Origin of the sequence: Pseudomonas sp. 9.1(2019), assembly GCF_009910445.1 — a bacterium.
GTDB lineage: Bacteria > Pseudomonadota > Gammaproteobacteria > Pseudomonadales > Pseudomonadaceae > Aquipseudomonas > Aquipseudomonas paraversuta.
Window position 1 is genome coordinate 24440 of sequence record NZ_VBWF01000004.1, and the last position, 23879, is coordinate 48318.

Below are 23879 nucleotides of genomic sequence, written 5' to 3' on the forward strand. Positions count from 1 at the left end.
GTTCAGTTATCCCAGCCAGGTTGATACAGGGTGCCGTAGGCCTTATCCAGCGAGGCTTTGACCACAGGCGAATGCTGGTAGATATCGACAAATCTGGCCAGCCGCGGGTCGTCCTTGTTCTTGGGCTGGATCACGAATTGAATGACGTATTCCGGGTGGTCGATGCCGTCAAACAACAGCGCCGAGTTGGCATCGAAGTTTTTCGACAGGCGTATGTAGTGCGGGTACCCCTGCACCAGATCGGCATCGTCATAGGCGCGTACCAGCTGTACGGCTTCGACCTGCAGGATCTTGATGTTTTTCGGATTGGCGACGATATCTTCTTCGGTCGCCTTGTAGCCTACGCCGGGCTTGAGGGTGATGAGGCCGGCCTTGGCCAGCAGTTGCAGGCCGCGTCCACTGTTGATCGGGTCATTGGCGATGGCCACCGTAGCGCCCTGGGGAAGTTGGTCCAGGCTTTTGTATTTTTTCGAGTACAGGCCCACGTTGTTGATGATGCCTTTGGCATAGGGCACCAGGTTAAACCCGCCTGCAGCGTTGGCATTTTCCAGGAACGGGATGTGCTGGAAGTAGTTCACGTCGATGTCGCCGCTGTTGAGGCTGACGTTGGGAGCGATCCAGTCGCTGAACTCGATCAGCTCGACATCCAGGCCTTGCTTCCTGGCTTCGTTCACCGTCGTTTCAAGGGCGGGAGCAAAGGCCGCCGTGGTGCCGACCTTGAGCGGGGCGTCGCTGGCGAACACGATGCCGCTGAACAGTCCGAGCGCCAGAACCAGTGGGGTTAAGTTTTTTTTGTGCATGGGGCAAATTCCATTCAAAAATTCAGAATTCAAATCCTTCAGGAGCGAGCATCAGACGGCTCGTGAGCTCGCTCCTGCAGGGTTATTCGGGTTGGCGGTAAGCGGCGCCCGTATGCCGTTCAGGCAAGTGCGCGTCGCCCTCGGTAAAGAGTTTTTGCCGCAGGCTGCCGGTGTCATATGCGGTCTTGTAGGAGCCCCGGCGTTGTAGCTCGGGGACTACCAGATCGATAAAGTCGACATAGCTTTCCGGCGTCACGATGCGGGTCAGGTTGAAGCCGTCCAGACCGGTCTCTTCGATCCACGATTCGAGCTCGTCGGCCACCTGTTGCGGTGAGCCCACCAATGTCATGTAGCGCCCGCCCAGTGCGTGTTGTTCAAGCAGTTTGCGCCGGGTCCAGTCGTTGTTTTGCAGCACTTTGGTAGCGGACTGGATGGCGTTGTTCTTCACGTACTGGATCGGCTCGTCCAGTTCGTAGTCGGCAAAGTCGATGCCTGTGGAGCTGGAAAAATGCGCCACCCCGGCTTCGGCACTGGCATAGCCCAGGTACTCGTCGCGCTTGGCCCGGGCCAGGGCTTCGGTGGGCGCGACTATCACGTTGAGGCCCATAAACAGTTTGATGTCATCCGGGTTGCGTCCTGCCGCCGCGGCGCTGGCGCGAACCTTGTCGACCTGGGTTTTGGTCGCCGCCTTGGTCTGGCCACTGATAAACACGCACTCGGCATGGCGCCCGGCAAACACCAGGCCGCGATCCGAACTGCCGGCCTGAAACAGTACCGGCGTGCGCTGGGGTGAGGGTTCGCACAGGTGATAGCCCTCGACCTGGTAGAACTCGCCGGCATGTCTGACCTTGTGCACCTTGTCGGGACGGGCATAGATGCGCTGTGCCGGGTCGTTGACCACGGCGCCGTTTTCCCAGCTGCCTTCCCAGAGTTTGTACAACACCTCCAGGTATTCATCGGCCTGGTCGTAACGCCGGTCATGTTCGACCTGTTCGCTCAGGCCCATGGCTTTGGCCGCGCTGTCCAGATACCCGGTGACGATGTTCCAGCCCACACGGCCGCGGGTCAGATGGTCCAGTGTCGACATGCGACGGGCGAATAAATACGGGGGCTCGTAGGTCAGGTTTGCGGTCAGGCCAAAGCCAAGGTTTCTGGTTACGGCCGCCATGGCCGATACCAGCAGCAGCGGGTCGTTGACCGGCAGCTGGATCGACTCCTTGAGCGGCACATCAACCGACTGTTGATAGACGTCGTAGACGCCGACGATATCGGCGATAAACAGCCCGTCAAACAGCCCGCGCTCCAGCAGCTGCGCCAGCTCAGTCCAGTATTCGAGGGTGTTGAACTGGGTGGAGTTGTCCCGTGGATGCGTCCACAGACCGTGGTTGATGTGGCCAATGCAGTTCATGTTGAAGGCATTGATCAGGATTTTCTTTTTGCTCATCAGATGGTCCCCCGCAATGGCGGGTTCGTATCGTTGAGGTAGTAATTGCCCACCGCGTGATATTTCCAGCGCACCGGGTCGTGCAGGGTGTGGACCCGGGCGTTGCGCCAGTGGCGATCGAGCCCGTGTTCGGCGAGGGTGGCCTGGCTGCCCGCCAGTTCAAACAGGGTGCTGCCTGCGGCCAGCGAAATCTCGGTGCTGATGGCGCGCGCTTCTGCCACCGCAATCGAGGCAGCTGCCACGGTGCCGGCATGGGTATTGGCCTGGGCGATATCCAGCAGTTCACCGGCGCGCTCCAGCAAGGCTTCGGCGGCATGCAGACGCACACTCAGGCGGCCAAAGCTTTTCAGGGTGAGCGGGTCTTCGCTGGCGATATCGCTGGTGGCGTCGATCCAGGGCCGGGTCTTGGTGCGCACAAAATGCAGCGCGTCTTCAAAGGCGGCGCGGGCGATGCCGGTGTCGATGGCGGCATGGAGGATTTGCGCCAGCGGGCCAACCGGGGTCGGGCGCTCAAAGGCGCTTTGAAACGGGATCACGTCATCAGCGGCGACGAACACATTGTCGAACAGCACCGAGCCGCTGCCGGTGGTGCGCTGGCCGAAGCCGCTCCAGTCGTCAATCACGGTCAGGCCGTCGCTGTCGCGGGGCACGAACGCCAGGTGCTGTACGCCGTTATCATCCACCACCGAGGTCGGAATACGCTGCGCATACAGGGCGCCGGTGGCGTAAAACTTGCGACCGGTGATGCGGTAGCCGTCTTCGGCCCTGGCCAGGTGGGTGGTACGGTCGTGGGCGGTTTTAGTGCCGATTTCGGCCAGGGCATTACCAAAGCGCTGTCCGGCCAGGACCTCGGCATATAGCCGCGCCTGTTGTGCCGGCGTGCCATTGACCCGCAGTACTTCAAGTGCATAGAAATGGTTTTGCGGAATTTGCCCCAGCGAGGCGTCAGCAGCAGCAATCAATGCCACCACCTGAGCCAGCGTGACATTGGACACGCCGGCGCCACCCCAGGCCTGCGGCACGGTAATGCCCCACAGGCCGGTGTGGGAAAACAGTTCGAGTTCATCAAGCGGCAGGCGTCGATCGCGGTCGCGTACAGCACTTTCGCGTTTGAAATGTGCGGCCAGTTCACGGGCTACGCTCAGGGCCTCGGCATCACTGCGGATGACCGGGACCTGTTTGGATATCAGGGACATGGGTATCTCCGTAGTCAAATCCAGGAATGCCGGGCAGGCAGGGTGCCGTTGAGGCGGTAGGTGCCGATGGCGTGGTATTTCCAGCGGACCGGGTCGTGCAGGGTATGAACCCGTGCGTTGCGCCAGTGTCGGTCGAGGTTGAAACGGGCGAGGGTGGCGCTGCTGCCCGCCAGTTCGAAAAGTTTTTCGCTGGCCAGCAACGACAGCTCGGTGCTCAGCACCTTGGCTTCGGCCACGGCAATCGAGGCCCGGGCGGCGGCCTGCGCGTCAATCGGTGCGGCGCTGACTTCATCCAGTACCCGGCCGGCTTTGCGCAACAAGGCTTCGGCGGCATGCAACTCGATCTTCAATTTGCCAATGTCGGCGATGACATAGGGATCATCGCTGTTGCGCTCGACCCTGGCGTCGATCCACGGCCGGGAACGTTCGCGTACAAAACTGATGGTGTCGGTGATGGCTTCGCGGGCGATGCCCAGATCGATGGCGGCCTGGATCAGTTGCGACACCGAGCCCTGAATGTTCGGCACTTCGCCCAAACGCCAGCTGTCGATGACCAGTTCGTCATCAATGCGCACGCTGTTGAGCAACACGGTACCGCTGGCAGTGGTGCGCTGGCCAAAGCCGGACCAGTCATCGACAACGCGCAGGCCGGGAGTCCCGCGGCGAACAAAGGCCATGACCGGTTTGCCGTCGTCGTTGAGCGCCTTGACTGCAATCCAGTGCGCGAACAGTGCACCGGTGGAGTAAAACTTCTGACCACTGATGACGAAATCATTCTTGTCAGCGGTTATGCGTGCCTTCAAGTCCAGGGTGTTTTTACTGCCGCGTTCAGGCCCCGCATTACCGATGCGCCAGCCCTGCAGCACGCTGCTGAACAGTTGCTCTTTTTGCGATTGACTCGCGGTGCTGGAAATCAGATTGAGAATGCCCACCTGGTTCTGCGGAATCTGCCCCAGCGCCGGGTCGGCGGCCGAAATAATGGCAAACACTTCAGCCAGGGTGACGAAGGAAACCTGTGGCCCGCCGAACTCCCGGGGAATGGAGATACTGCCAAGTCCACTGCGGGTGAACTGCTCAATAAGTGACCAGGGCAATTTGCGTTGCTGATCGCGCCTGGCCGCGTGCTCACGGGCGGCGCCAGCCAGATCGCGTGCGGCTTCAAGGGCTTCGTTGTCGGTGCGCAGGATGTGCGCTGCGAGCAACAAGGGGGCGACATCCAGGTCGCTTTGCAGGTGTGCATTAGCCAGATTCGACATCACTGCTGCTCCTTGGCTGCACGCAATGCCCTGGCGATTTCCACAAGGGTAATTGTGTTACGGACCATACCTACCTCGCATCTCATTGGAGCACCGCTTGAGCGGTGCAGATAAAAGCTGGAAAGTCCGGTGGTCCGGTGCATATACCCTAATTGAGTATAAAAATTAAAAGAACTAACTTTTAGGAATATGGATAGACGATTCGTCCTGGCTGGCTGTTGCGCCAGAGGGGCTGCGGCTTTGCATTACCCGGGGGAGCCCTGCGAGTGCCACCCATGCGCGATATGGATCTGTCCTGTTTGCTGGAACAAGGACCAGTCCGTGAGAGGCTTTTGCCGTATTTGTCCCGTGGTGATTTACAAAAACCGGGGCAGACCAACTCAGCGAACAGAAACGCCGTTCATACACCTTGGTCAGCTACGTCACCCTCGCCGGTTACACCTTTTCAGTTACCTTCTCGTACCCCTCGCTCCTATTTTTAAGCTCTCGTTCGAGAAAGGACGAGCCGCCCTGGCTTGACTATCAAACCAGGGAGGCTTTAAAGATAACGTCCATTACATTCAGGTATTCCTGTAGTCGACACCCGATCGCATAACTAACAGAACGACCCATGAACATAGCCGCACTGAAACTTTAAGTGCGGCTTTTTAATCGGCATGTCTATATATGCTGTGATTTTTTTATCTTTGATTCATGTTGCAAACGTATTTGATCAAACCACTCAAACCCTTTCAGGGGACCCACTGAGCACGATCCCGACGCACTCCTCAGTGGCGCTAGAAAAACCCTTTGCAAGCCGTGGCAGGCCTGCCTCGTAACATTTTTTCACAGCCCCCCGATTCCGGTGTGTATTTCGCTGCATTTATCATTTATTTCACAACGCATCTGCATAATAGGTTCGAGCCAGGCAGTGGATTTGCCCGCTTTGTGATATTTAGACGTTGCCAAATTTCCCGGAAGATTATTCAAATGGCTTCAGACCCTCAGCTGACCCCGCCTGCACGCTCTCGCTTTAGCCTGCGCTGGTATTACTGGCTTGTACTGCTTGGCGCCGTGCTCTATGGGGTGGCGGCCATCATGCATTGGGATGACCGGGGGGCGTTGTGGGTGCTGGAGCAATTTGAGAACCCGCAAGAACAGAACGAAAGCGTGTGGTTGCCGGACTACACGGCGGTTATTGATGGCAAGCCATTACCGGGGATGGAAAAGGATGAAGCGTCGGACCTGGCCTATAACCCGCTGAGCAAAACCCTGTTTTCGGTGATGGGCAAGAACCCGTTTCTGGTGGAGCTGACCCTCGATGGCGATGTCCTGCGCAAAATTCCGCTGGTGGGCTGGAGCAACCCTGAAGGCCTGACGGTGATGGAAAATGGTCTGCTGGCCATTGTCGATGAGCGTGAGCACTTGCTGACCATCGTCAATATCGATGCCAATACCAAAACCCTGAATATCGCCGACTTCCCCAAGTACAACCTGGGCCCCTCCAGGAACCAGAACAAAGCCTTCGAGGCCATTGCCTGGGACCCGCGCCGCCAGCAACTGTTGCTGGGCGAAGAGCGCCCGCCGCAGTTGTATGTATGGAAAAGCGACGGCGGCCAGGTCCTCTCTGGAAGCAAGCAGAAGGTGCCTAGCGATGAACTGGATTTGCGCAACCTTTCGGCTTTGAGCATTGATCCGAGAACCGGCCATACCCTGGTGCTTTCGGCGGATTCGCACATGTTGCTGGAGCTCGATGAACTGGGCGAGCAAGTCAGTTTCATGACCTTGCTGCGCGGTTTCAATGGTCTCAAAAACACCATTCCCCGGGCTGAAGGGGTGGCGATCGATGAAAACGGCACCCTGTATATGGTCAGTGAGCCGAATCTGTTTTATCGCTTTGAGAAAACTCCGAAAAAACCTTGAGCCGGTTGCGGCGCAAGACCGGCGGCGTTATTAAGTTTGAGTTCAGCCAGTCGTGGTATTTCACCCGCCTGATTTGTTTAGGGTTCGTCTCAATGCGCCGCTTCAATCGTGCTACCGCTCTTGTGCTGTGCCTGACTCTGCTGGCTGCGGGTTTCGCCGCACAACATTACCGTCTGTTCGAGCACACCTGGTTCAAGGTCAGCCGGCTATGGCAACAGGCTAACCCCGCAGCAATCAATCTGGGCGAGTATCGCGCCGTGCTGCAAGGCCAGGTGATTGAAGGGCTTGAGGACAATGTCTCGGCACTGACCTACGACCCGCTGCGTAAAAGCCTGTTTACCGTGACCAACAAAAAAAGCGAACTGGTGGAGTTGAGCCTGGATGGCCGGATTCTGCGGCGTATTGCCCTGATCGGGTTTGGCGATGCCGAGGCAGTCGAGTTTATTGACGCCAATACCTACGTGATTGCCGACGAACATGAGCAGCGGCTGTTCAAGGTCAAGGTTGATGACAACACTCAGGTACTCGATGCCCGGGAGGCGAAGCAGCTGACGCTGGGGATCCATCAGCGGGGTAACAAGGGATTTGAAGGGTTGGCCTACGACTCGGTCGGCAAGCGTCTGTTTGTGGCCAAGGAGCGGGATCCGATGCTGATTTACGAAGTGCGGGGCTTCCCTCAGGACAATCCCCAAACGCCGTATGCCATCCACGTGGTGAGCAATGCGCGGCGCGATGCCCGGTTATTTGTGCGCGATCTGTCGAGTTTGCAGTTTGACGAGCGCAGCGGGCATTTGCTGGCCTTGTCCGATGAGTCGAGGTTGTTGCTGGAGCTGGATATAGACGGGCGGCCCATCAGCACGCTGTCGCTGAAAAAGGGCCGTCATGGCCTGAAAAAAACAGTGCCACAAGCGGAAGGTGTCGCCATGGACGACGAAGGAGCGTTATACGTGGTGAGTGAGCCGAATCTGTTCTACGTGTTCAAAAAGCCATAAAACATTAAAAACAAACCGTAGGAGCGAGCTCTTGATGGCGGTTTGAGAAGCTCGCTCCTACAAGTTGGGCTTAGCGGGTCAGGGTTTTCACGCCTTCGGCGGTACCCAGCAACAGCAGGTCAGCCGGGCGGGCAGCGAACAGGCCATTGGTCACGACGCCGACGATGGCGTTGATCTGACGCTCCAGCTCTACCGGGTTGGTGATCTGCATGTTGAACACGTCGATGATGATGTTGCCGTTGTCCGTCACTACACCTTCGCGGTAAACCGGGTCGCCGCCCAACTTGACCAGTTCGCGGGCTACATGGCTGCGGGCCATCGGGATCACTTCAACGGGCAGCGGGAACGCGCCCAGTACCGGGACCAGCTTGCTGCCGTCGGCGATGCAGATAAAGGTCTTGGCCACAGCGGCCACGATCTTCTCGCGGGTCAGGGCTGCGCCGCCGCCTTTGATCAGGTTCAGGTTTTCGTCGCTTTCGTCTGCGCCATCGACATAGAACTCCAGGTCGCTGACGGTGTTCAGTTCGTAAACCGGAATACCGTGGCCCTTGAGGCGGGCGGCAGTGGCTTCGGAACTGGCCACGGCGCCGTCGAAGGCACCCTTGTGCAGAGCCAGGGCATCGATAAAGCAGTTGGCCGTGGAGCCGGTACCGACCCCTACAACGCTCTTGTCATCCAGCTTTGGAAGGATGAAGTCGACGGCAGCCTGGGCTACGGCCTGTTTGAGTTGGTCCTGGGTCATGGGGGCTCCGGGCGGGAAGGGGAACAGAAAGGCCGGCATTATAGAGGCAACTAACCGGGGATGTGGACGGCCTGATGTCTGGCGCCATGCTGGTCGCTGGCAAGCCCGCTGCCGCTGGATGGGGGAGCGGGCCAATAAACCTTCCCTTTCGTGTGGTCGGTTGCGCAAACGCTGGGGTAGACTCCTTGGTCCCTGCCAACCCGCCCAGTGAAGCTTTCCGATGCTCGAACAGTACGTTAAGAAAATCCTCACCTCGCGCGTTTATGACGTTGCCGTAGAAACTCCCTTGCAAGCTGCCAACCAGCTCACCGCGCGGCTGGGCAACCATATTTTGCTCAAGCGCGAAGATTTGCAGCCGGTGTACTCGTTCAAGATTCGCGGCGCTTACAACAAGCTCATGCACTTGAGCGACGCCGAGCGCGCCTGTGGCGTAGTTACCGCGTCGGCGGGCAATCATGCACAGGGGCTGGCCCTGGCAGCCAAGGTACTGGGGGTCAAGGCCACCATCGTCATGCCCAAAACCACCCCCGAGATCAAGGTCGAAGGTGTGCGTTCCCGGGGCGGTATCGTGGTGCTGCATGGCGATACTTTCCCGGAAGCCCTGGCCTACTCGCTGCAATTGGTCGAGAAGGAAGGCTACGTCTACGTTCACCCCTACGATGACCCGCATACCATTGCCGGGCAGGGCACCGTGGCGATGGAGATTCTGCGCCAGCACCCGGCACCGCTGGATGCGATCTTCGTGCCGGTGGGCGGCGGCGGGCTGATCGCCGGGATTGCCGCGTATGTGAAATACCTGCGTCCCGAGATCAAGATCATTGGCGTCGAGCCCGATGATTCCAACTGCCTGCAAGCTGCGATGGCGGCCGGCGAGCGCGTGGTGCTGCCTGCGGTCGGGATTTTCGCCGACGGTGTGGCCGTGGCCCAGATTGGCCAGCACACCTTCGATATCTGCAAAGACTACGTCGACGAAGTCATCACCGTCAGCACCGACGAAATCTGTGCGGCAATCAAGGATATTTTCGACGATACCCGCTCGATCACCGAACCTGCCGGCGCCCTGGGTGTGGCAGGGATCAAGAAGTATGTGGAGCAGCGCGGTGTGCGTGGCCAGACCCTGGTTGCCATCGACTCCGGTGCCAATGTCAACTTCGACCGCCTGCGCCATGTGGCCGAGCGAGCCGAGCTGGGTGAGGGCCGCGAAGCCATTATCGCGGTGACCATTCCTGAGGTGCCGGGCAGTTTCAAGGCGTTCTGCCAGGCCGTCGGCAAGCGTCAGATCACCGAATTCAACTATCGCTACCACACCGGCAGCGAGGCGCACATTTTTGTTGGGGTGCAGACCCATCCGGAAAACGACCCCCGCAGCGCACTGCTGGCCAGCCTGACCGAACAGGGCTTCCCGGTGATCGACCTGACCGAGAACGAACTGGCCAAGTTGCACATCCGGCACATGGTTGGCGGGCATGCAGCCAAGGTCAGCGATGAACTGCTGTTCCGTTTCGAGTTTCCGGAGCGCCCGGGCGCGCTGTTCAACTTCCTGCACAAGCTGGGCGGGCGCTGGAACATTTCGATGTTTCATTACCGTAACCACGGGGCGGCCGATGGTCGGGTCATGGCCGGGCTGCAAGTGCCTGCCGATGAGCGTCATCTGGTGCCTGCCGCGCTGGCCGAGATTGGCTACCCATATTGGGATGAGAGCGATAACCCGGCGTATCAGCTGTTTCTTGGCCGATAGCCGCTACGCTGACTGAACGGCTCAAGGGATTAATCAAATGGAAACGTTCACCGCGTTAAAACTGCTGCATGGCGTATCGACACTGCTGCTGTTGGTCAGCGCCATTGTGTTGCTGGTGGTGGTGATTCGACGCTGGCGGGCAGGGGATAAAGACCTGTCGGGCGGCATCGTCAGACGGCCCTGGGCTTTTGTCTGGGCGCTAATGGCCCTGTGCCTGGTAGCGTTGCCGGTGAGCGGCTGGTTTCTGGTGCACATGGCCGGCTGGCCGCTGAGTCAGCTGTGGTTGCTGGCGGGCAGCAGTTTGTACCTGGTGGGCGGCTTGAGCTGGTTGTGGTTGCTGGTACGGCTCAATCGCCTGCGGTTGGGGCGAGTGGCCAGACATCCTGGATTTACGCTGGGGCTGGCGATTTTTTGTACGATTTGCTTTATCGCCATTGCCGGGCTGATGGGTGCCAAGCCGGTTTGACCCTGTTGTATCTGCAGGAGCGAGCTCGCTCCTGCAGTAGGTTGTGGGGGTGGGTGTCGGATCAGTCGCGCAGCGTCATCACTGGCCAGCCGCGTTTTTCGGCTTCGGCCCGCAGGTTCGGATCAGGATCAACCGCCACCGGGTGGGTCACTTGCTCCAGCAGCGGCAAGTCGTTCATCGAGTCGCTATAGAACCAGCTGTCATCCAGGCTGTAGCCATTTTCTTCGATCCAGCGGTTCAGGCGTGTCACCTTGCCTTCACGAAAGCACGGCACGTCTGTGCTGCGCCCGGTATAGCGGCCATCGACGATTTCGCACTCGGTGGCAATCAGGTGTTCCACGCCGAGCTTTTGGGCGATCGGTGCCGTTACCACGCGGTTGGTGGCCGTGATAATGACCAGCGTGTCGCCTGCTGCACGGTGTTTTTCCAGCAGGGCTTGTGCCTTGGGCAACATCAACGGCTCGATGCAATCGCGCATGAATTCGCGGTGCCATTGATCCAGTTGAGCCATGTCATGCCGGCCAAAGATTTCCATGCTGAAATTAAGGTAGGCGGCGTTGTCGAGTTTGCCGGCCAGGTAATCCTGATAAAAGGCATCGTTGCGCGCCTTGTAAGCGTCGCCGTCGAGAATGCCCCGCTGGCACAAGTAATCGCCCCAAGCGTGATCGCTGTCACCGCCCAGAAGGGTGTTGTCCAGGTCGAATAAAGCCAGTCGCATTGAAATTACCCGCTGAAGTGTCTGTTAAAAGGCCACAAGAATACGGTCTTTTCATAAGAGTGCACATAAGGCGGGAAGGCGCGTTGCTGCTTTCACAACCTTTGTGGAACAATGCGGTGACATGCGTTTGCGAGGTTGTTGCCGTGATCGACCCCGATGGTTTCCGCCCTAATGTCGGGATTATTCTGACAAATGATGCTGGTCAGGTACTTTGGGCTCGCCGAATCAATCAAGACGCGTGGCAGTTTCCCCAGGGTGGTATCAACCCTGATGAGACGCCGGAAGACGCCTTGTACCGTGAGTTGAACGAAGAAGTTGGCCTTGAGCGCGAAGATGTGGAAATACTCGCCTGCACGCGAGGCTGGTTGCGTTATCGTTTGCCGCAACGTCTGGTCCGTACCCATAGCCAACCGCTGTGTATCGGTCAGAAGCAAAAGTGGTTTTTGCTGCGCCTGGTCTCCAACGAGAAACGGGTGCGGATGGATTTGACCGGTAAACCGGAGTTCGATGGCTGGCGTTGGGTCAGTTATTGGTATCCGTTGGGCCAGGTGGTGACATTCAAGCGCGAGGTTTACCGTCGCGCTCTCAAAGAGCTTGCCCCGCGCCTTTTAACGCGCGCCTGACACGGAGTTCGACCCCGAGCCATGCTCAATACGCTGCGCAAGATCGTCCAGGAAGTTAACTCCGCCAAGGATCTCAAGGCGGCGTTGGGGATTATTGTGCTGCGCGTCAAAGAGGCCATGGGCAGTCAGGTCTGCTCGGTCTATTTGCTCGATCCAGAGACCAATCGTTTTGTCCTGATGGCGACCGAGGGCCTGAACAAGCGCTCGATCGGCAAGGTCAGCATGGCGCCCAACGAAGGCCTGGTGGGTCTGGTGGGCACCCGTGAAGAACCTCTGAACCTCGAAAACGCCGCCGATCACCCTCGTTATCGTTACTTTGCAGAAACCGGTGAAGAGCGGTATGCCTCTTTCCTCGGCGCGCCGATCATCCACCACCGCCGAGTGGTGGGGGTTCTGGTCATCCAGCAAAAAGAACGTCGTCAGTTCGATGAGGGTGAAGAAGCCTTCCTCGTGACCATGAGCGCGCAGCTGGCGGGGGTTATTGCCCATGCCGAAGCCACGGGCTCGATCCGCGGCCTGGGACGTCAGGGCAAGGGCATTCAGGAAGCCAAGTTCGTCGGTGTACCGGGTTCGCCCGGTGCGGCGGTCGGTACGGCGGTGGTCATGTTGCCCCCGGCCGATCTGGACGTGGTTCCGGACAAGAGCATTACCGATATCCCGGCTGAAATTGCGCTGTTCAAAACCGCCCTCGAAGGTGTGCGCAACGATATGCGCGCGGTGTCGAAAAAACTCGCCACCCAGTTGCGGCCCGAAGAACAGGCGCTGTTCGACGTGTATCTGATGATGCTCGACGATGCGTCGCTGGGCAGCGAAGTCAAAAATGTGATCAAGACCGGCCAGTGGGCCCAGGGCGCGTTGCGCCAGGTGGTGTCTGATCACGTCAACCGTTTCGAATTGATGGACGACGACTACCTGCGCGAGCGGGCGTCGGATGTGCGTGACCTCGGGCGGCGTCTGCTGGCCTATTTGCAACATGACCGCCAGCAAACCATGGTCTACCCCGACCACACCATCCTGGTCAGCGAAGAGCTGACCGCGACCATGCTCGGTGAAGTACCCGAAGGCAAGCTTGCGGGCCTGGTGTCGGTACTGGGTTCGGGCAACTCCCACGTGGCGATTCTGGCCCGGGCCATGGGGATTCCGACGGTAATGGGTCTGGTTGACCTGCCGTACTCCCGGGTCGACGGCATCCAGATGATCGTCGACGGCTACCATGGCGAGGTCTACACCAACCCCAGCGATGTGCTGCGCAAGCAATATGCCGAGGTTGTCGAAGAAGAACGCCAGCTGTCACAAGGCCTGGATGCCTTGCGTGAGCTGCCGTGCATCACACCTGACGGGCATCGCATGCCATTGTGGGTCAACACCGGCCTGCTGGCAGATGTGGCCCGTGCACAGCAGCGTGGCGCCGAAGGCGTAGGTCTGTACCGCACCGAAGTGCCGTTCATGATCAATCAGCGCTTTCCGAGCGAAAAGGAGCAGCTGGCGATTTATCGCGAGCAACTCGCAGCCTTCCATCCGCAACCGGTGACCATGCGCAGCCTGGACATTGGCGGCGACAAGTCACTGTCGTACTTCCCCATCAAAGAAGACAACCCGTTCCTTGGCTGGCGCGGGATCCGCGTCACCCTCGACCACCCCGAAATCTTTCTGGTGCAGGCCCGGGCCATGCTCAAGGCCAGCGAAGGCCTGAACAACCTGCGTATTTTGCTGCCGATGATTTCCGGCACCCACGAACTTGAAGAAGCCCTGCACCTGCTGCACCGTGCCTGGGGTGAAGTGCGCGACGAAGGCACTGATGTACCGATGCCGCCAATCGGGGTAATGATCGAAATTCCGGCAGCGGTGTACCAGACCAAGGAGCTGGCGCGCCAGGTGGACTTCCTGTCGGTGGGCTCCAACGACCTGACCCAATACCTGCTGGCCGTGGACCGTAACAACCCGCGGGTAGCCGATCTGTATGACTACTTGCACCCGGCGGTGCTGCAGGCCCTGCAATCAGTGGTGCGCGATGCACATGCCGAAGGCAAGCCGGTCAGTATTTGCGGTGAGATGGCGGGTGATCCGGCGGCGGCAATCTTGCTGATGGCCATGGGTTTTGACAGTTTGTCGATGAACGCCACCAACTTGCCGAAAGTGAAGTGGATGTTGCGTCAGGTCAGCCTGAGCCGCGCGAAGGAACTGCTGGCCGAAGTGATGACCATCGACAACCCGCAGGTGATTCGCAGCACCGTGCAACTGGCTCTGAAAAACATGGGCCTGACCCGCATGATGAATCCGGCGGCGATCAAGCCGTATTGATCGTCCCTCTGCAGGACTGTAGGCGCGAGCTGTTAAAAGCTCGCTCCTACAGTGGAATCCGAGTCATCCCTGGATTCTTACCTCTCCCAGGCGCCCACCCAACGGGCCAAAGCTGTGTTCAACCATCAGTCTCGAGCCGTCTGCGTTGACAATCAGCGCGGTGCTGGCGCGGGTGCCGTAGCTGGGGCTGGAAATGAATACGCTCGACAGCAAGCTTTCCGTGGCCAGGCCCACACCGGTATCAGGCAAATCACTGAAGGGCGCCGTCTGGCGATCACTGAGCAGTGCGAGCAGGGCCTGGGGTTGAGGGTCATTGAGAACCTCGGCCAGAGCCGCCTTGGCTTTCAGCAACTTGGGCCATGGCGTATCCAGCCCGGCATTCGACAAGCCATATACCCCTGCGTCGAGCAGCTGCGGTGCGACATCCTGGGAGTTGTAGTGCCAGAGCTGATCGGCAGTGCCCAGTAACAGATTGAACCCGGCATATTCCACAGAACGGCGGCCAACATCGGCGAAATACTCGCCAATTGACTGGTTTCCACTCAGAAAGTCAGATACCAGCTCCCCCCGCGAACGCCGTGAAGGCGGCTTGTGCGGCTCACGAATATTGGTCAGCGCCGCAAAGCGCCCGTTGGCGCCAATGCCCAGCCAGGTGCCCCCGGCCTCCAGATCACGGCCGGCATACACTTGAGGCGTATCGACCCACTGCGCCAGGGGCTTTGCCGGGCGTGCATAGAATTCATCACGGTTGGCCGCCACGACCAGAGGCTGGGCGTGGCCGGGGCGCCAAGCGAACACAATCAGACACATGGGCAGTCCTTAATGTTTTTTTAATCACTGTACTTATAGATTGCCTGAGCCTGTCACGCCATTCACTAGAGCCCAAGGCCTCCCTTCCGTTACCATGCCGATCAAATTTGTATGCGGCGCTGTTGTCCTGTGCCGGTTTGAGTTTCCTGATCTAACAAGGAGTCGCAATGCTGCCTTACCCGCAGATTGACCCGGTGGCACTGGCCATTGGTCCGCTGAAAATCCATTGGTACGGCTTGATGTACCTGATCGGCATTGGTGCTGCCTGGCTGATCCTGTCGCGACGTCTCAACCGCTTCGACCCGACCTGGACCAAGGAGAAGCTCTCTGATCTGGTGTTCTGGGTGGCCATGGGCGTCATTGTCGGCGGCCGTTTGGGGTACGTGCTGTTCTACGACCTGAGCGCCTACATTGCCAACCCGCTGCTGATTCTGGAGGTCTGGAAAGGCGGCATGGCGTTCCACGGTGGGCTGATCGGCGTGATGCTGGCCGTCTGGTGGTTCGGCAAACGCAACGGCAAGTCGTTTTTCCAGATCATGGACTTCATTGCGCCTGTGGTGCCGATTGGCCTGGGCGCAGGACGTATCGGCAACTTCATCAATGCCGAGTTGTGGGGCAAGGCCAGCGATGTGCCGTGGGCAATGATCTTTCCTACCGATCCCCAGCAACTGGCGCGCCATCCGTCGCAGCTTTATCAATTTGCGCTGGAAGGTGTGGCACTGTTCCTGATCCTTTGGCTGTACTCGCGTAAACCACGGCCTACGATGGCAGTTTCCGGGATGTTCGCCCTGTTCTACGGCATCTTCCGCTTTATCGTCGAGTTCGTCCGCGTGCCGGATGCCCAGCTGGGCTATCTGGCGTTCGGCTGGGTGACGATGGGGCAAATTCTCTGCATCCCGATGATCCTCGGCGGTCTGCTCCTGATCTGGTGGGCATACCAGCGCGATCCAGCGGCTCATAAAGCTGCGTAATGAATTCGAATCGCAGGGCGTACAGCGCCCTGCATTCAAACGGTAGGAAAACCATGAAGCAATATCTCGACCTCGTCGCCAACGTCATCAAAAATGGCACCTTGCAAGCCAACCGCACCGGGGTGAAGACCATCAGTCTGCCCGGCGCCATGTTGCGCTATGACCTCAAGGAAGGCTTTCCGGCCATCACCACCCGCCGTATGGCGTTCAAATCCGCGATTGGCGAGATGTGCGGTTTTCTGCGCCCGGTAAACAGTGCTGCAGATTTCCGCGCCCTGGGTTGCAAGGTGTGGGACCAGAATGCCAACGAAAACGCCCAGTGGCTGGCCAACCCGTTCCGTCAGGGTGAAGACGACCTGGGTGAAATCTACGGTGTGCAATGGCGCAAATGGCCGGCATACAAGCAAATCGCCAGCAGCAACCAGGCGGCTATCGAGCTGTGCCTGAGCCAGGGTTACCGGCAGATTGCCGAGGGCGAAGAAGACGGCCAGGCCTACGTGGTGCTGTACAAGGCCATCGATCAGTTGCGCCAGTGTGTCGACACCATCATCAACGACCCGGGCAGCCGGCGAATTCTGTTCCACGGCTGGAACTGCGCCCAGCTCGACGAAATGGCCCTGCCGCCGTGCCATCTGCTGTATCAGTTCCACCCGAATGTCGAGACCAGGGAAATTTCCCTGACGCTCTACATCCGCTCCAATGATCTGGGCCTGGGCACGCCGTTCAACCTGACCGAAGGTGCCGCACTGCTGAGCCTGATCGGTCGCCTGACCGGTTACACGCCACGCTGGTTCACCTACTTCATCGGTGATGCCCACGTGTATGAAAACCACCTGGACATGCTCAACGAACAGCTGACCCGCGAGCCGTTCCCGATGCCCAAACTGGTGATTTCGGACCGTGTACCGGAATTTGCCAAGACTGGCGTGTACCAGCCGGAGTGGCTGGGCCTGATCGAGCCGGGTGACTTCAGCCTCGAAGGCTACCAGCACCATGCGCCCATGACTGCGCCGATGGCGGTGTAAACCCCTGTCTCCTGTAGGAGCGAGCTTGTCTCGCGAACCTTACAAAGCTCGCGATCCTTAAAAGGCTCGCGAGACAAGCTCGCTCCTACAGGTTTTGCTGTTATTGCTGTTATTGCTGTTATCAATGCCCGTGGCTTCTGCCCACATGACTCGGCTCGCCTTCCGGGGCGCTGACTGAGCCGCTGACCTCCAGCTGCTGCAAAATCCCGCAATGTTCGCCGTTCGGCCCTTCACCACAGCGTTGGCGCAGGTCAAAAAGCTGTGTCTGCAAGGCCAGCAAGCTGTCGATCCGGGCCTTGACGTGGTGGATGTGCTCGTCGATCAGCGCATTCACGCTTTCACACTGATCCTGCGGACTGTCCCGCAGGTTCAGCAGGCTGCGAATCTCCTCCAGGGTCATGTCCAGGCTGCGGCAATTACGAATAAACGTCAGTCGCTCTACATGGGCCTGGGTATACAGGCGGTAGTTGCCCTCACTGCGTGCCGGCTCCGGCAGCAGCCCTTCGCGCTCGTAATAACGGATGGTTTCGACCTGACAGTCGGTCAATTTCGCCAGTTCACCAATTTTCATCAGGTTATCTCCGAAAGGGTGCTTGACCCTATAGTGGCTACAGGGTCTTTACTTGGCAACAGGCACCTTTTCGGACGCAACCTGATGAGCGATTCCATTCACACCCACCACAAGCCCCATGCTGATCACGATCACGATCACGATCACGATCACGATCACGATCACGATCACGATCACGATCACGATCACGATCACGATCACGGCAAGAAAGATCAACATGCCGGCCATGGGCACGGCTGCTGCACTGCGGCCGAAGCTCCGAGCGTGATCAAGCTCAGCGCTGCCCCTACGGCGGGCGCCCGCTTGAGCAGCTTCCGTATCGAAGCCATGGACTGCCCCACAGAGCAAACCCTGATCCAGAACAAACTGGGCAAGCTGGCGGGTGTGCAGCAACTGGAATTCAACCTGATCAATCGGGTGCTGGGTGTGACCCATGACCTGCCGTCCACCGAGCCGATCATTGCGGCCATCAAGTCCCTGGGCATGCAGGCCGACCCGCTGGAATCGGAAACGGATGCCGGCCCCGTCACCCCGCCGGCCAAGAAACACTGGTGGCCGCTGGCCGTGGCCGGTGTTGGCGCACTGGCGGCCGAAGTGCTGCACTTTACCGATGCCGCTCCTGCCTGGGTGATTGCCCTGGTGGCGTTGGTGTCGATCCTCAGCGGCGGCCTGACCACCTACAAGAAGGGCTGGATCGCCCTGAAGAACCTCAACCTGAACATCAACGCGCTGATGAGCATTGCCGTGACCGGCGCGGTGCTGATCGGCCAATGGCCAGAAGCGGCCATGGTGATGTTCCTGTTTACCGTGGCCGAACTGATCGAAGCCAAATCCCTGGACCGGGCGCGCAACGCCATCGGCGGCCTGATGCAAATGGCGCCGGACAAGGCCACCGTGCAACAGCCTGATGGATCGTGGCGGGAACTTGAGGTCAAAGACGTCGAACTGGGCGCTATCGTGCGGGTTCGCCCCGGCGAGCGCATCGGTCTGGACGGTGAAGTGGTTTCGGGCAGTTCGACCATAGATCAGGCGCCGATCACCGGTGAAAGCCTGCCGATCGAGAAGACTGTCGGCGATAAAATTTTTGCCGGCACCATCAACCAGGCCGGCTCGCTGGAATACCGGGTCACTGCTGCGGCCAGCAATTCGACCCTGGCGCGAATCATTCACGCCGTGGAGCAAGCCCAGGGTGCCCGGGCTCCGACTCAGCGCTTTGTCGACAGCTTCGCGAAAATCTACACCCCGGTGGTGTTCATCTTCGCGTTGGCGGTGGCCGTGATTCCACCCCTGTTTATGGGGGGCGTATGGTTTGACTGGATCTATCGCGCCCTGGTGTTGCTGGTGGTGGCGTGCCCTTGTGCACTGGTGATCTCGACTCCCGTGACCATCGTCAGCGGTCTGGCGGCAGCGGCGCGCAAAGGTATTCTGGTCAAGGGCGGTGTGTACCTCGAAAGCGGTCACAAGCTGGATTTCCTGGCACTGGATAAAACCGGCACCATCACCCACGGCAAGCCGGTGCAAACCGATTACCTGCCACTCGACCCGCTGATGACCGAGAGCGCCGTGTTGCTGGCAGCGAGTCTGGCCAGCCGCTCCGATCACCCGGTGTCTCTGGCGGTGGCCAACGCCGCGGTGGATAAAAACCTGGCGCTACGGCCTGTGGATAACTTCACTGCCCTGGCCGGACGCGGCGTACGCGGTGAAATCGACGGCAAGCTCTACCACCTGGGCAACCATCGTCTGGTTGAAGAGTTGAACCTGTGCTCCCCGGCCCTGGAAGAAAAACTCTTTGCCCTGGAAGAGCAGGGTAAAACCGTGATTTTGCTTTGCGACAGTTCAGGTCCGCTGGCGTTGTTCGCCGTGGCCGATACGGTCAAGGAATCCAGCCGCGAAGCGATCCGCGAGTTGCATGAACTGGGGATCAAAACCCTGATGCTGACCGGCGACAACCCGCATACCGCCAGTGCCATTGCGGCCCAGGTGGGTATCGATCAGGCCCGGGGCAACTTGTTGCCCGACGACAAGCTCAAGGCGATTGAGGCGCTGTACGCCCAGGGGCATCACGTGGGCATGGTCGGCGACGGGATTAACGACGCCCCGGCACTGGCCCGTGCCGAAATTGGTTTTGCCATGGCGGCTGCAGGCACCGATACCGCGATAGAAACCGCCGATGTCGCCCTGATGGACGACGATCTACGCAAAATACCGGCATTCATTCGTCTGTCACGTCAGACCTCCAGCATCCTCAAGCAAAACATTGCTCTGGCACTGGTCATCAAAGGGATCTTTCTTGCGGTAACCTTCCTGGGTCTGGCCACCATGTGGATGGCCGTGTTTGCCGACATGGGCGTGAGCCTGTTGGTGGTGTTCAACGGTTTGCGCCTGTTGCGCAAATAGATCATGAGAGGCCGCAGTGCTGAGTGCCGAGCTGAAAGCGTTTTACCGGGTGGCCCAATTGGGCAGCATTACTCAGGCAGCGAAAAAGCTCGGGCTCAGTCAGCCGACCGTGACCACACAGATTCGCCAGCTTGAAAGCCAGTACGCGGTGGAGTTGTTCTACCGCGGCGGACGGCGCCTGACCCTCAGCGATGACGGCGTGCGTTTGCTGCCGATGGTCAAGGCGCTGATTCAGCAAGAGGGCGATATCGAGTTTTTTCTACGCAACAGTGGTCAGGGCACTGGCACCTTGCGCATCGCGGCCACTGCGCCGTACTACATCCTCGATCTGGTGAAAAACTTTCGCGAGCGACTGCCGCAAATTGCCGTGTCGGTGGACATCGGCAATTCCCAGCAAGTGCTCGAAGCCCTGGACGAGTACCGGGTTGATATCGCCGCTTCGTCGCAACTGGTGGAGGATCCACGGCTGATTCGCCGGACTCTGGGCACCGACCCGCTGGTGCTGGCGGTGCATCGCAATCACCCGCTGGCCAAGTTCGAACACGTGCCGCTCAGCGCGCTGGCCGGGCATTGTCTGCTGATGCGCGAACAGGGTTCGACCACCCGCAAACTCACGGAGCAGCTGCTGGGCGGCGCCGGTGTGGGCTTTGGTCCGCTGCTGGAAATCGGCAGTCGGGAGTCGATTCGCGAGGCGGTGTTGCGCAACATAGGGATCAGCATCATTGCCCGTCAGGAAGTGCCCCACGATCCGCAATTGCGGGTGCTGACCCTCGAAGGTGCGCCGCAGATCGCGGAATACCTGTACTGCCTCAAAGAGCGCAAATCGGCGCGGCTGCCGGCAGCCTTTTTGGGCCTGGCGCAGGAAATGGCCCCGGCCTGAGCCCATACAAAAAAAACCGTAGGGGCGAGCTTGCCTCGCGATCGAATCACCTCGTTTTGACTGGTTAACCGAGTTACCTGTATCGCGAGGCAAGCTCGCTCCTGCGGGAATCTGTGGGGCTCTGTATCCAAAATCCACCAATACCCCTATCGGCTGATTTTGCGTTCTTGCCACATTCTGTACGCATTGCGTCTCTAGGATGACCCCCATCTGCTTGATGAGGTGCATCCATGAACAGCTCGAACGCAACCGCTTTTACCCAACCGGGCGTACCGATGAAGGTGCGCAATGTGAGCAAACGCTTTGGCGCTTTCAATGCGCTGGATGATGTGTCGCTGGAGGTCGCCGCTGGCGAACTGGTGTGCCTGCTCGGGCCTTCGGGCTGCGGCAAGACCACCCTGCTGCGCTGCATCGCCGGGCTCGAACGCCAGGACAACGGTGTGCTGTATCTGGGTGATCGCGATGTATCTGACCTCGCACCTCAAGCTCGTGATTACGGGATTCTGTTTCAGTCCTACGCGCTGTTCCCCAACCTGACAGTCGAAGCCAACATCGCCTACGGCCTGGCCGGTAGCAATCGCGACGTGGTGCGCAAGCGGGTGGCAGCCATGCTCGAGCTGGTGGGCCTGACCGGCAGCGAAAAGAAATTCCCCGGCCAGCTCTCCGGCGGCCAGCAGCAGCGGGTAGCCCTGGCCCGAGCCCTGGCGCCGTCACCTTCGCTGTTGTTGCTCGACGAGCCCATGTCGGCCCTCGACGCCCGGGTGCGTGAGCATCTGTGTACCGAACTGCGCCAACTGCAGCGCAGCCTGGGCATTACCACGTTGATGGTGACCCACAACCAGGACGAAGCGATGTTGATGGCCGACCGCATTGCCGTGATGAACAACGGCAAGGTCGAGCAATACGCCACGCCGCAGGAAATCTACGACAGGCCAGCGACGCCCTTTGTGGCCGAGTTCGTCGGGCAAGGCAACTGGTTGCCCTTTGAGCGCAACAGCGCCACCCACGCCCAGGTCGGCGGCATGAACATGCGTCTGGCGGACGACGCTGGGCGTGCTGCATCGGGCCGCCTGTTCTGCCGCCCCGAAACCATCAGCGTGAACCCGCTGCTGCACCAGGAGAACCTGTTCCCGGCGCGGGTGCGCGAGATCACCTTTCTTGGCAATCGCTGCCGCATGAGCTTTGAGCTCAATCATTTGCCAGGCCATGCACTCACTGCCGAAGTCGGCACCCAGGATCTGCCGCGCCTTGGCGCTCCGGACATCTTTGTCGCCCTGCCGCCCAACAGCTTGCAGGTGTTTGCCTGAGATGGCCGCTGAAATGGCCCTGCCAGTGCCCGGCAAAGTGATAGCCATAACCTCCAGCGCTGAACTCGGCGACAGGATTTTCGTGGTCGGCGGCAAGCTGCTGCTCTTGCTGCTGCTGGGTGTGGCGGTATTGATGCCATTGCTGGCGATCTTCTGGCGCGGCTTCAGCGCCGAGGATGGTCAGGGTGGTGGCTGGGTGGCAGCGCGGGAGCTGGTTACCAGCGATAATTTTCACTGGCTGGTGGGTAATAGCCTCAAGGTATCCCTGAGTGTGGCGGCGATTGTCGTCCCGCTGGCCTACCTCTTTGCCTACGCGCTGCAACGCACCATGATCCCCGGCAAGCGCATCTGGCGCGGTCTTTCGCTGCTGCCGCTGATGGCGCCGTCGATGTTGCCGGGCATTGCCCTGGTGTACCTGTTTGGTAATCAGGGCATGTTGCGCGGGCTGATTTCGGACAATATCTATGGCTTCTGGGGCATCGTGCTGGGCGAGGCGATTTACACCTTCCCCCACGCCCTGATGATTCTGCTGTCCGCGCTGTCCCTGGCTGATGCGCGTTTGTTCGACGCCGCAGCGAGTATGGGGGCGGGGCCCTTCAAAGCCTTTCGCAGCATCACCTGGCCGGGCACCCGCCAGGCGGTGTTCGCCGCCTTCTGTCTGGTGTTCACCCTGACCATCACCGACTTTGGCGTACCGGTGGTGGTGGGGGGCGATTACCAGGTGCTGGCGCTGGAAGCCTACAAGGCTGTGGTCGGACAGCAACAATTCGGCCGCGGTGCCTTGATCGGCATGGTGCTGCTGTTGCCCGCGCTGTTCAGCTTCGCCGTGGATGCCTGGCTGCGCCGTCAGCATGGCGACTCGATGAGCGGTCGGGCCCAGGTCTTCAAGCCGCTGCCCTCGAAAGTCCGCGACCGCTGCTACCTGGCCATTGTGCTGCTGATTTGCGCCACCCTGGTGCTGGTGTTCGGCATGGCGGTGTACTCGTCACTGGTCAAATTCTGGCCGTACAACCTGTCGCTGTCGCTCAATCACTACCAGTTCAACGATACGGCAGGCGGGGGCTGGCTGGCCTACCGCAACAGCGTGACCATGGCGTTATGCGCGGCACTGATCGGTAGCGTGCTGATTTTCACCGGCGCCTACCTGATGGAAAAGAGCAAAGGCCAGAAAGGCCTGAACCTGGCGCTGCGCATGCTCAGTTTCGTACCCATGGCGGTACCGGGGCTGGTCCTGGGTCTGGGCTACGTGTTCTTTTTCAACCTGCCGGGCAACCCGCTGCATGTGCTCTACGGAACCATGACGCTGCTGGTGGTGTGCACCATTGCTCACTATTTGACCACCGCACAAATGACCGCGACCACCGCGCTGCGGCAACTGGACAGTGAGTTTGAAGCGGCCGCGCTGTCACTGAAGGCGCCGCTGTATCGCCACTACTGGCGCGTCACCGTTCCCATCTGTCTGCCCGCGTTGCTCGACATCGTGCGCTACCTGTTCGTCTCGGCCATGACCACGGTGTCGGCGGCGATCTTTCTCTACAGCCCCGACACCATCCTCGCGGCGGTGGCGGTGCTGAACATGGACGACGCCGGCAATGTTGGCGGCGCGGCGGCCATGTCGACCCTGATTCTGTTCACCTCGGCGGGCGTGTCCCTGCTGCTGGCCTGGGCTTCACGCGGCTTGTTACGCCGCTCCCAGGCCTGGCGCCAGGGCGTACCTGCGCAATGATCCGCGCCCATCAA

Annotated in this window: 20 protein-coding genes; 12 read left to right on the forward strand and 8 right to left on the reverse strand. The window is 59.5% G+C overall.

Features of this window, described 5'->3' with window-relative positions:
- Positions 1–2: 2 nt before the first annotated feature.
- From FEZ21_RS04685 to FEZ21_RS04700, 4 genes are all read right to left on the reverse strand, one after another.
- Entirely contained in the window at positions 3–800 is a 798-nt protein-coding gene (locus tag FEZ21_RS04685; protein WP_160626547.1) for a MetQ/NlpA family ABC transporter substrate-binding protein, read from the reverse strand.
- An 82-nt stretch (positions 801–882) separates the two neighbouring features.
- Complete coding sequence (locus tag FEZ21_RS04690) at positions 883–2244, reverse strand: LLM class flavin-dependent oxidoreductase (protein WP_003444571.1); 1362 nt, start codon at positions 2242–2244, stop codon at positions 883–885.
- On the reverse strand, positions 2244–3440 hold the full coding sequence (locus FEZ21_RS04695; RefSeq protein ID WP_003444569.1) for an SfnB family sulfur acquisition oxidoreductase: 1197 nt from the start codon (positions 3438–3440) through the stop codon (positions 2244–2246). The genes FEZ21_RS04690 and FEZ21_RS04695 overlap by 1 nt, the downstream gene beginning before the upstream one ends.
- 14 nt (positions 3441–3454) lie before the next feature.
- The gene (locus tag FEZ21_RS04700; RefSeq protein ID WP_160626549.1) at positions 3455–4696 is read right to left on the reverse strand and encodes an SfnB family sulfur acquisition oxidoreductase; all 1242 of its coding nucleotides are present in this window, start codon (positions 4694–4696) and stop codon (positions 3455–3457) included.
- A 969-nt stretch (positions 4697–5665) separates the two neighbouring features.
- On the opposite strand from FEZ21_RS04700, the gene FEZ21_RS04705 reads away from it, so the two are divergent.
- Together FEZ21_RS04705 and FEZ21_RS04710 are read left to right on the forward strand one after the other, a co-directional pair.
- Positions 5666–6598 (forward strand): SdiA-regulated domain-containing protein, encoded by a 933-nt coding sequence (locus FEZ21_RS04705; RefSeq protein WP_003444565.1) that lies wholly within the window; start codon positions 5666–5668, stop codon positions 6596–6598.
- A 92-nt stretch (positions 6599–6690) separates the two neighbouring features.
- Positions 6691–7590, forward strand: a complete 900-nt coding sequence (locus tag FEZ21_RS04710; protein ID WP_003444563.1) for an SdiA-regulated domain-containing protein — start codon at positions 6691–6693, stop codon at positions 7588–7590.
- A gap of 70 nt (positions 7591–7660) precedes the next feature.
- Here FEZ21_RS04710 and rpiA read toward each other — a convergent pair whose 3' ends face one another.
- On the reverse strand, positions 7661–8332 hold the full coding sequence (rpiA, locus tag FEZ21_RS04715) for a ribose-5-phosphate isomerase RpiA (protein ID WP_003444561.1): 672 nt from the start codon (positions 8330–8332) through the stop codon (positions 7661–7663).
- A gap of 220 nt (positions 8333–8552) precedes the next feature.
- On the opposite strand from rpiA, the gene ilvA reads away from it, so the two are divergent.
- Complete coding sequence (gene ilvA / locus FEZ21_RS04720; protein WP_003444559.1) at positions 8553–10070, forward strand: threonine ammonia-lyase, biosynthetic; 1518 nt, start codon at positions 8553–8555, stop codon at positions 10068–10070.
- 37 nt (positions 10071–10107) lie between these two features.
- Positions 10108–10536 (forward strand): DUF2269 family protein, encoded by a 429-nt coding sequence (locus tag FEZ21_RS04725; RefSeq protein ID WP_003444557.1) that lies wholly within the window; start codon positions 10108–10110, stop codon positions 10534–10536.
- 61 nt (positions 10537–10597) lie between these two features.
- On the opposite strand, the gene FEZ21_RS04730 is transcribed toward FEZ21_RS04725, so the two are convergent.
- The gene (locus FEZ21_RS04730; protein ID WP_127196542.1) at positions 10598–11254 is read right to left on the reverse strand and encodes an HAD family phosphatase; all 657 of its coding nucleotides are present in this window, start codon (positions 11252–11254) and stop codon (positions 10598–10600) included.
- A gap of 143 nt (positions 11255–11397) precedes the next feature.
- Here FEZ21_RS04730 and FEZ21_RS04735 point away from each other — a divergent pair, with 143 nt between their 5' ends.
- Both FEZ21_RS04735 and ptsP read left to right on the forward strand, forming a co-directional pair.
- Complete coding sequence (locus FEZ21_RS04735) at positions 11398–11877, forward strand: RNA pyrophosphohydrolase (RefSeq protein ID WP_003444551.1); 480 nt, start codon at positions 11398–11400, stop codon at positions 11875–11877.
- Between the two features lie 21 nt (positions 11878–11898).
- The gene (ptsP, locus tag FEZ21_RS04740; RefSeq protein WP_003444550.1) at positions 11899–14178 is read left to right on the forward strand and encodes a phosphoenolpyruvate--protein phosphotransferase; all 2280 of its coding nucleotides are present in this window, start codon (positions 11899–11901) and stop codon (positions 14176–14178) included.
- 63 nt (positions 14179–14241) lie between these two features.
- On the opposite strand, the gene FEZ21_RS04745 is transcribed toward ptsP, so the two are convergent.
- Positions 14242–14988, reverse strand: a complete 747-nt coding sequence (locus tag FEZ21_RS04745; protein ID WP_160626551.1) for an NRDE family protein — start codon at positions 14986–14988, stop codon at positions 14242–14244.
- A gap of 167 nt (positions 14989–15155) precedes the next feature.
- Between FEZ21_RS04745 and lgt the strand changes: the two genes are divergently transcribed.
- Together lgt and FEZ21_RS04755 are read left to right on the forward strand one after the other, a co-directional pair.
- Positions 15156–15959 (forward strand): prolipoprotein diacylglyceryl transferase, encoded by an 804-nt coding sequence (lgt, locus tag FEZ21_RS04750; protein ID WP_010657386.1) that lies wholly within the window; start codon positions 15156–15158, stop codon positions 15957–15959.
- Positions 15960–16012: 53 nt separating this feature from the next.
- Positions 16013–16984 (forward strand): thymidylate synthase, encoded by a 972-nt coding sequence (locus FEZ21_RS04755; RefSeq protein ID WP_003444545.1) that lies wholly within the window; start codon positions 16013–16015, stop codon positions 16982–16984.
- A gap of 121 nt (positions 16985–17105) precedes the next feature.
- Here FEZ21_RS04755 and cadR read toward each other — a convergent pair whose 3' ends face one another.
- Positions 17106–17555 carry a Cd(II)/Pb(II)-responsive transcriptional regulator gene (cadR, locus tag FEZ21_RS04760; RefSeq protein ID WP_003444544.1) on the reverse strand — a complete coding sequence of 150 codons (450 nt, stop codon included), beginning with the start codon at positions 17553–17555 and terminating at the stop codon, positions 17106–17108.
- Between the two features lie 84 nt (positions 17556–17639).
- On the opposite strand from cadR, the gene FEZ21_RS04765 reads away from it, so the two are divergent.
- From FEZ21_RS04765 to FEZ21_RS04780, 4 genes are all read left to right on the forward strand, one after another.
- A complete protein-coding gene (locus FEZ21_RS04765) occupies positions 17640–19952 on the forward strand; it encodes a heavy metal translocating P-type ATPase (RefSeq protein WP_160626553.1) in 2313 nt (770 codons plus the stop codon).
- A 16-nt stretch (positions 19953–19968) separates the two neighbouring features.
- On the forward strand, positions 19969–20832 hold the full coding sequence (locus FEZ21_RS04770; RefSeq protein ID WP_160626555.1) for a LysR family transcriptional regulator: 864 nt from the start codon (positions 19969–19971) through the stop codon (positions 20830–20832).
- Positions 20833–21062: 230 nt separating this feature from the next.
- Positions 21063–22139, forward strand: a complete 1077-nt coding sequence (locus FEZ21_RS04775) for a putative 2-aminoethylphosphonate ABC transporter ATP-binding protein (protein ID WP_003444536.1) — start codon at positions 21063–21065, stop codon at positions 22137–22139.
- Position 22140: 1 nt separating this feature from the next.
- Positions 22141–23865 (forward strand): putative 2-aminoethylphosphonate ABC transporter permease subunit, encoded by a 1725-nt coding sequence (locus tag FEZ21_RS04780; protein WP_160626557.1) that lies wholly within the window; start codon positions 22141–22143, stop codon positions 23863–23865.
- Positions 23866–23879 lie beyond the last annotated feature (14 nt).